We start from the raw sequence: 6,429 nt of genomic DNA, 5'->3' as shown, positions 1-6,429 counted from the left end.
GGGCTGTATGGAGCGGATCAAAATGGATTACTCATCTTTATTACGGATGTAACCGGAGGAAATATTTTATCGCAACGAATAAATGTCGACACGAATGGGTATTATTATTTTGATGGCCCATCGAATATCTGGAAAAAAGTATGTGCAACCTCCTGGAAAATAATAGGAACGATCCAACAGGCGTCCTTAAATACTCAGAGTATTTATCAAAATGCCGATGTCGGTATAGGCAATTTTAGTGCAACAGCTCCTACGGAAAAACTGGATGTTAATGGAAACATGAGATTACGCAACATGCCGGATGGTAAATTACGTGCCGATTATCCGTATACTATTGTAGCAAAAGAAGATGGTACTTTAGGAACTTCAAGAGGGCACTATAGAGGGTGGCGAGTAGCTACATCGAATGTTCAGGCTGTAATGTCTGATGACGATGATGTATTAACGATATATACCGCTAGATTTTCCACTAGTGCTTGGGAGATCAGTTTACCATCCAACCCTAAGCCCGGTAGGGTTGTTACGATTCGTAATGATGGTTCTTATAGTGGTACGTATAGTATAGCGACTCCTGGTGTAATACCGCCTGGTTATTTGCCAACAAACTTTAGAAATGATGTCGCCGAAGCATCTGATGGATTTGGTTTAATATACGTATCAGATTATAAAACTACCATTAAGGCTCAAACGGTTCTCAAGTTAGTATGGACAGGTCGATCTGGAGACCATGCATTAGGTTGGGTTCAAATTGGAGGCGACAACCAGATGCCATAAAAATCATAAGGGATTAATGATGTCGCTATAAAACGGTTACGCTGTTTCCGTATGTTGAAAGGTATTTTCAAACAAGGGGTAAAAGCCAAAGCCAACTAACCGGAAATAGTTTTTCGTACTAAAATGATAAACGCTTTACCGTTTTTTGGTAATTCAAAAAAAGGAGCCTGGTTTTTGTCTTGTTTTAGCATACGTTATTTAGGCAAAACTATAAATTCAGTTCCCTTTAAATGATGATTTTCTAATAAAAAGAATGACATGAAAAAATATGGTACAATTGTAAGTTTCCTCTTTTTTACCGGGCTTCTTTACGCTCAGGTTGGAATTTATACAGCAAGTCCCAAGGCTACTTTGGACATAAAAGAAAAAAATGACGTTTCGATGATTACTGGTGTTTTACCGCCACGACTTACCCGAGCGGAACTAACGGCAAAAGGAGACGGGCTGTATGGAGCAGATCAAAATGGATTGATTGTTTATATTACCGATGTAACCGGAGGAAATACTTCGTCACAGCGAATGAATATTGACGCGAGTGGGTATTATTATTTTGATGGTTCATCGAATGTATGGGAAAAAGTGCATAGACCCCCTTGGAAGATAATAGGAGGGACCGAACATGCTACCTTAAATACTCAGAATATTTACCAAAATGCAAAAATCGGTATAGGAGATTATAGTACGATGTTTATTATTGAGGAAGTAGATGTTATTGGAAATGCGAGAATACGCAATTTGTCGGATGGTAAACTACGTACCATTTACCCTAATGATATTGTGGCACAAGCAGATGGTACTTGGGGAGCTTCAAAGGGGAACTACACGGTTTGGCGATTAGCTTGGACGAATACCCAGGCAGTAATGTCTGATGACGATGAGATATTAAATATAATTTCCTCCGATGTCTCGACTATTACGTTACCAGCCAACCCTAAGCCCGGCAGGGTTGTTACGATCCGTATTGATGGCGCTTCCAGTCACACGTATACTATAGCGACTCCAGGTGTAACACCGGTTGGTTATTTACCCACAAACTATTTTCTTATTAGTGATAGTGTACAAGCAGCGGATTATAAAACGACAATTAAGCCTCAAACGGCTGTTGAGTTAGTATGGACGGGATTGCTTAGTGATGGAGGAATAGGTTGGGTTCAAATTGGAGGCGACAAGCAGACGGATTAAAATGCTATCAATTACTATTTCCGTATGTTAAAAGTGTATCTACACTACAGAGGAATAGCCTAGCAACCGGGATGACTCCATGTCAAGCCAACGGGCTTTGTTAAGGATCATAAAACCCTGAAAAAGTACTATTTACTACTTAAATAAAAAAGAACTCATGTTTTGTCTTAAACATGGGTTTTTTTGTCCATATATCTCAAAAAGATTGTTCGAAAATGCTAATTAATTTAGCCGTATTGTAATTTATTGATCAAAATTTATTGTGATCATATAAAATAAAAAAGGTTTCATAAGAAGTTATACGAGCAGTTTTGTAGTTGATTTTGTTTTGTATTTCGATGGCTTCAATGAGGTTCTGTAGCTATTACCAGATGATAGGATCGATGCTTGTTCCCCTTTAGCATTGTAAAAACAGAGATAGCATTTTGACTTGTAAAAATTGGATGCTACTGTTAGTTAACAAGTTTTAATTAATCTAAACAATAAGTGATATGAATAAGTATTATGTAACTGTATTCCTCCTGCTTCTTTTTACAGGGGCGATTTCCGCTCAGATTGGAATTAATACAGAAAATCCCATGGCTACGTTGGACATAACCGGGAAAAATGGCGCTACCGATATTGATGGCCTTCTTATTCCACGACTTACCCGAGCAGAATTAACCGCAAAAGGGGACGGGCTGTACGGAGCAGACCAAAATGGAGTACTCATCTTTATTACGGATGTAACCGGAGGAGACATTTTGTCGCAACGAACGAATATGGAAGAGATTGGATATTATTTTTTTGATGGTCCATCGAATACCTGGAAAAAAGTGAATGTAAACCCTTGGAAGGTAGTAGGAGCAACCGCACAGGCTACCTTAAATACTCAGGATATTTATCAAAATGCCAATGTTGCGATAGGGGATTATAGAGCAGCAGCGGCTACGGAAAAATTAGATGTTAATGGAAACATGCGGATACGCAATATGACAGATGGTAAAGTACGTATCGATTATCCTTATACTGTTGTGGCAAACGCAGAGGGTACTCTGGCTTCTTCAAGAGGTAGTTATACCGTTTGGCGAGGAGCATCAACAAATGCTGAGGCGGTAATGACGGATGATGATGAGATATTAAATATATTTTCCCGTAATGCCACGATTATTACGTTACCAGCCAATCCTAAGCCCGGCAGGATTATTACGATCCGAATTGATGGCTCTCATATTACTTCTAGCGGTGCTGCTGTTACTTATAACGTAGTGACTCCTGGTGTAATACCGGTTGGTTATTTGCCAACAAACTACAATGTAGCTAATGGAAATGAAGTAACGGCACCGGATTATATAACAACTATTAAACCTAAAACAGCTGTTAAATTACTATGGTCAGGGCCGTTTGGCGGTGGTGGACTAGGTTGGGTTCAAATTGGCGGTGACAAACAAATTACGCCATAAGGAACTAATTATATTGTTATAAAAAGGTTACTCTATTTCTAAAGCAAGGGATAAAAGCCAAATTCTACTAACCGGAAATAGTTTTTCTAAATAATAAAAAAACAGCCTGTGTTTTTCTGGAAATTAGCGTTTTGTCTTGTTTTAACGTAAGTTTTTTAGGCAAAAATATTAATTCAGATTTTTCAAATTAATGATCATTTAATAAAAATAATAACATGAAAAAATATGGTACAATTGTATGTTCCCTTTTTTTTACCGGGCTAATTTACGCTCAGGTTGGAATTAATACAGAAAGTCCTATGGCTACTTTGGACATAACAGGAAAAAAGGGAGTTACCGATATTGATGGCGTTCTTGCTCCACGACTTACCCGAGCAGAATTAACCGCAAAAGGTAATGGGCTGTATGGGGCGGATCAAAATGGATTAATCATCTTTATTACCGATGTAACCGGAGGGGACATTTTATCGCAACGAACGAATATTGACGAGAGTGGGTATTATTATTTCGATGGCCTATCGAATGTCTGGAAAAAAGTGAATGCAACCCCCTGGAAGGCAATAGGAACGACCATACAGGCGGACTTAAATACTCAGGATGTTTATCAAAATGGCAATGTTGCTATAGGAGACTATAGAGCAACAGTCCCTACCGAAAAACTGGATGTTAATGGAAACGTGAGATTACGCAATATGGCAGATGGTAAATTACGGACCAATTATCCGTATACTATTGTGGCAAAAGCAGATGGTACCTGGGCTTCTTCAAGAGGGAACTATGGAGTATGGCGAGGAGTTTCAACGAATGCGCAGGCAGTAATGTCTGATGACGATGAGATATTAAATATATTTTCCTTTAATGCCTCGACTATTACGTTACCATCGAACCCTAAACTCGGTAGGGTTGTTACGATCCGTATTGATGGTGCTGTCAGCCCTGGTCCTGGCTATTCTGATTATATCTATACTGTAGCGACTCCTACAGTAATACCGGTTGGTTATTTGCCAACAAACTATACTGCTGTTGGTGCAATAACAGCAGTGGATTATAAAACGACTATTAAAGTTAAAACGGCTGTCAAGTTAGTATGGACAGGACCGCTTGGTGGTGGCGGACTAGGTTGGGTTCAAATTGGAGGCGACAACCAGATGATACCATAAAAAGCATAAGGGATTAATTACGTTGCTATAAAACGGTTATGCTGTTTCCGTATGTTAAAAGGTATTTTTAAACAAGGAGTAAAAGCCAAAGTTTGCTAACCGGAAATCGTTTTTTATAATAAAATCGTGAACGCTTTATCGTTTTCTGGTAATTCAAAAAATAGCCTGAGTTTTGTTTGAAAATTGGAGTTTTGTCCTGTTTCAGTGTAAGTTATTCAGGCAAAAGTAGTAATGCAGCTTCCTTTAAATGATAATCACTCAATAAAAATAATAATGTATGAAAAAATATGGTACAATTGTATGTTTCCTTTTTTTTACCGGGCTTCTTTACGCTCAGGTTGGAAATACAATAAGTCCTAAGGCTACTTTGGACATAACAGGGAAAAACGGAACTTCAGAGATTGAGGGTGTTCTTCCGCCACGACTTACCCGAGCAGAACTAACCGCAAAAGGTGAAGGACTGTATGGAGCGGATCAAAATGGAGTACTCATCTTTATTACGGATGTAACCGGAGGAAATGCTTTCTCGCAACGAACGAATATTGATACAAATGGGTATTATTTTTTTGATGGTCCATCGAATGTCTGGAAAAAAGTGAATACAAGCCCCTGGAAGGTAATAGGAGGGACAGCGCAGGCTAGCTTAAATACTCAGAATATTTATCAAAACGCCAATATGGCTATAGGAGATTATAGTACAACAGCGGTTACGGAAAAATTAGATGTTAATGGAAACGGAAGAATACGCAATATGGCAGATGGTAATTTGCGTACCAATTATCCTTATGCTATTGTAGCAAAAGCAGATGGTACTATTGCTTCTTCAAGGGGTAGTTATGTAGTTTGGCGGGGTGCTTCAACGAATGCTCAGGCAGTAATGACAGATGACGATGAGATATTAAATATATTTTCCTTTACTGCTTCGACTATTTCGTTACCGCCCAACCCTAAGCTCGGTAGAGTAATTACGATCCGTATTGATGGTTCTTCCAGTGGCACGTATAATGTAGTAACTCCTACTGTAACACCGGTTGGTTATTTGCCAACAAACTATACCTATGCTGATTTTAATGTTGGTTCAGTAACAGCAGCGGATTATAAAACCACTATTAGACCTAAAACGGCTGTCGAGTTAGTTTGGACAGGACCATATGGCGGCGGCGGACTAGGTTGGGTTCAAATTGGAGGCGACAATCAGACGGATTAAAATGTTATCAAAAGAGTACTATTCCGTATGTTGAAATATAGCTACACTACATAAGAATAGTCTAACAACCGGGATAACTTCATGTTATGTCCGCTATGCTTACTAAAACTTTAGAAAATTCTACTATTTCCTGCTTAATTCAAAAAAGCCCTGTATTTTGACTGAAACATAGGGCTTTTTGTCTATGTATCTCTAAGAAGTTGTTCGAAAATGCTAATTAATTTAGTCGTATTATAGTTTATTGATCAAAATTTATTGTGATCATATAAAATAAAAAAGGCCTCAAAAAAAGTTATACGAGCAGTTTTGTAGTTGATTTTATACTGTATTCGGACGGTCTCAATGAGGTTCTGTTGCTATTACCAGATGATCGTATCGATGCTGGTTCCCCCTTTAACATTGTAAAAACAGAGATAACATTTTAGTTTGTAAAAATTTGATTCTACTGTTAATTAACAGATTTTAATTAAACAATAAGTGATATGAATAAGTATTATGTAACTGTATTCCTCTTGCTCCTTTTTACAGGGGCGATTTACGCTCAGATTGGAATTAATACAAGAAATCCAACAGCTACGTTAGACGTAACCGGGAAAAAGGGTGTTACCGATATTGATGGCCTTCTTATTCCACGACTTACCCGAGCAGAATTAACCGCAAAAGG

5 protein-coding genes and 1 pseudogene are annotated in these 6,429 nt (G+C 38.3%); all 6 read left to right on the top strand.

Going from position 1 to position 6,429, the window contains the following annotated elements; genetic code table 11:
* Positions 1-774, top strand: a 774-nt coding sequence (locus Q1R07_RS15960) for a hypothetical protein (RefSeq protein ID WP_300492164.1), incomplete at its 5' end; no start/stop codon positions are given.
* A gap of 258 nt (positions 775-1,032) precedes the next feature.
* A complete protein-coding gene (locus Q1R07_RS15955; protein WP_300492162.1) occupies positions 1,033-1,956 on the top strand; it encodes a hypothetical protein in 924 nt (307 codons plus the stop codon).
* A gap of 491 nt (positions 1,957-2,447) precedes the next feature.
* Entirely contained in the window at positions 2,448-3,398 is a 951-nt protein-coding gene (locus Q1R07_RS15950) for a hypothetical protein (protein WP_300492161.1), read from the top strand.
* A 215-nt stretch (positions 3,399-3,613) separates the two neighbouring features.
* Complete coding sequence (locus Q1R07_RS15945; protein ID WP_300492160.1) at positions 3,614-4,558, top strand: hypothetical protein; 945 nt, start codon at positions 3,614-3,616, stop codon at positions 4,556-4,558.
* A gap of 277 nt (positions 4,559-4,835) precedes the next feature.
* Positions 4,836-5,765 carry a hypothetical protein gene (locus tag Q1R07_RS15940; protein ID WP_300492158.1) on the top strand — a complete coding sequence of 310 codons (930 nt, stop codon included), beginning with the start codon at positions 4,836-4,838 and terminating at the stop codon, positions 5,763-5,765.
* Positions 5,766-6,247: 482 nt separating this feature from the next.
* Positions 6,248-6,429 (top strand): annotated as a pseudogene (locus Q1R07_RS15935) (hypothetical protein); the annotation flags it as partial.

The sequence above is a fragment of the Flavobacterium sp. genome (genome assembly GCF_030146175.1).
GTDB lineage: Bacteria > Bacteroidota > Bacteroidia > Flavobacteriales > Flavobacteriaceae > Flavobacterium.
Note: the sequence above shows the minus strand (reverse complement) of the source record. Positions and strands in the feature narration are given on the sequence as shown.

Excerpts from the sequence above, each read along its gene's own strand:
- Q1R07_RS15945 (WP_300492160.1), top strand. The coding sequence starts at position 3,614 with ATGAAAAAATATGGTACAATTGTATGTTCCCTTTTTTTTACCGGGCTA.
- Q1R07_RS15940 (WP_300492158.1), top strand. The coding sequence starts at position 4,836 with ATGAAAAAATATGGTACAATTGTATGTTTCCTTTTTTTTACCGGGCTT.
- Q1R07_RS15955 (WP_300492162.1), top strand. The coding sequence starts at position 1,033 with ATGAAAAAATATGGTACAATTGTAAGTTTCCTCTTTTTTACCGGGCTT.
- Q1R07_RS15950 (WP_300492161.1), top strand. The coding sequence starts at position 2,448 with ATGAATAAGTATTATGTAACTGTATTCCTCCTGCTTCTTTTTACAGGG.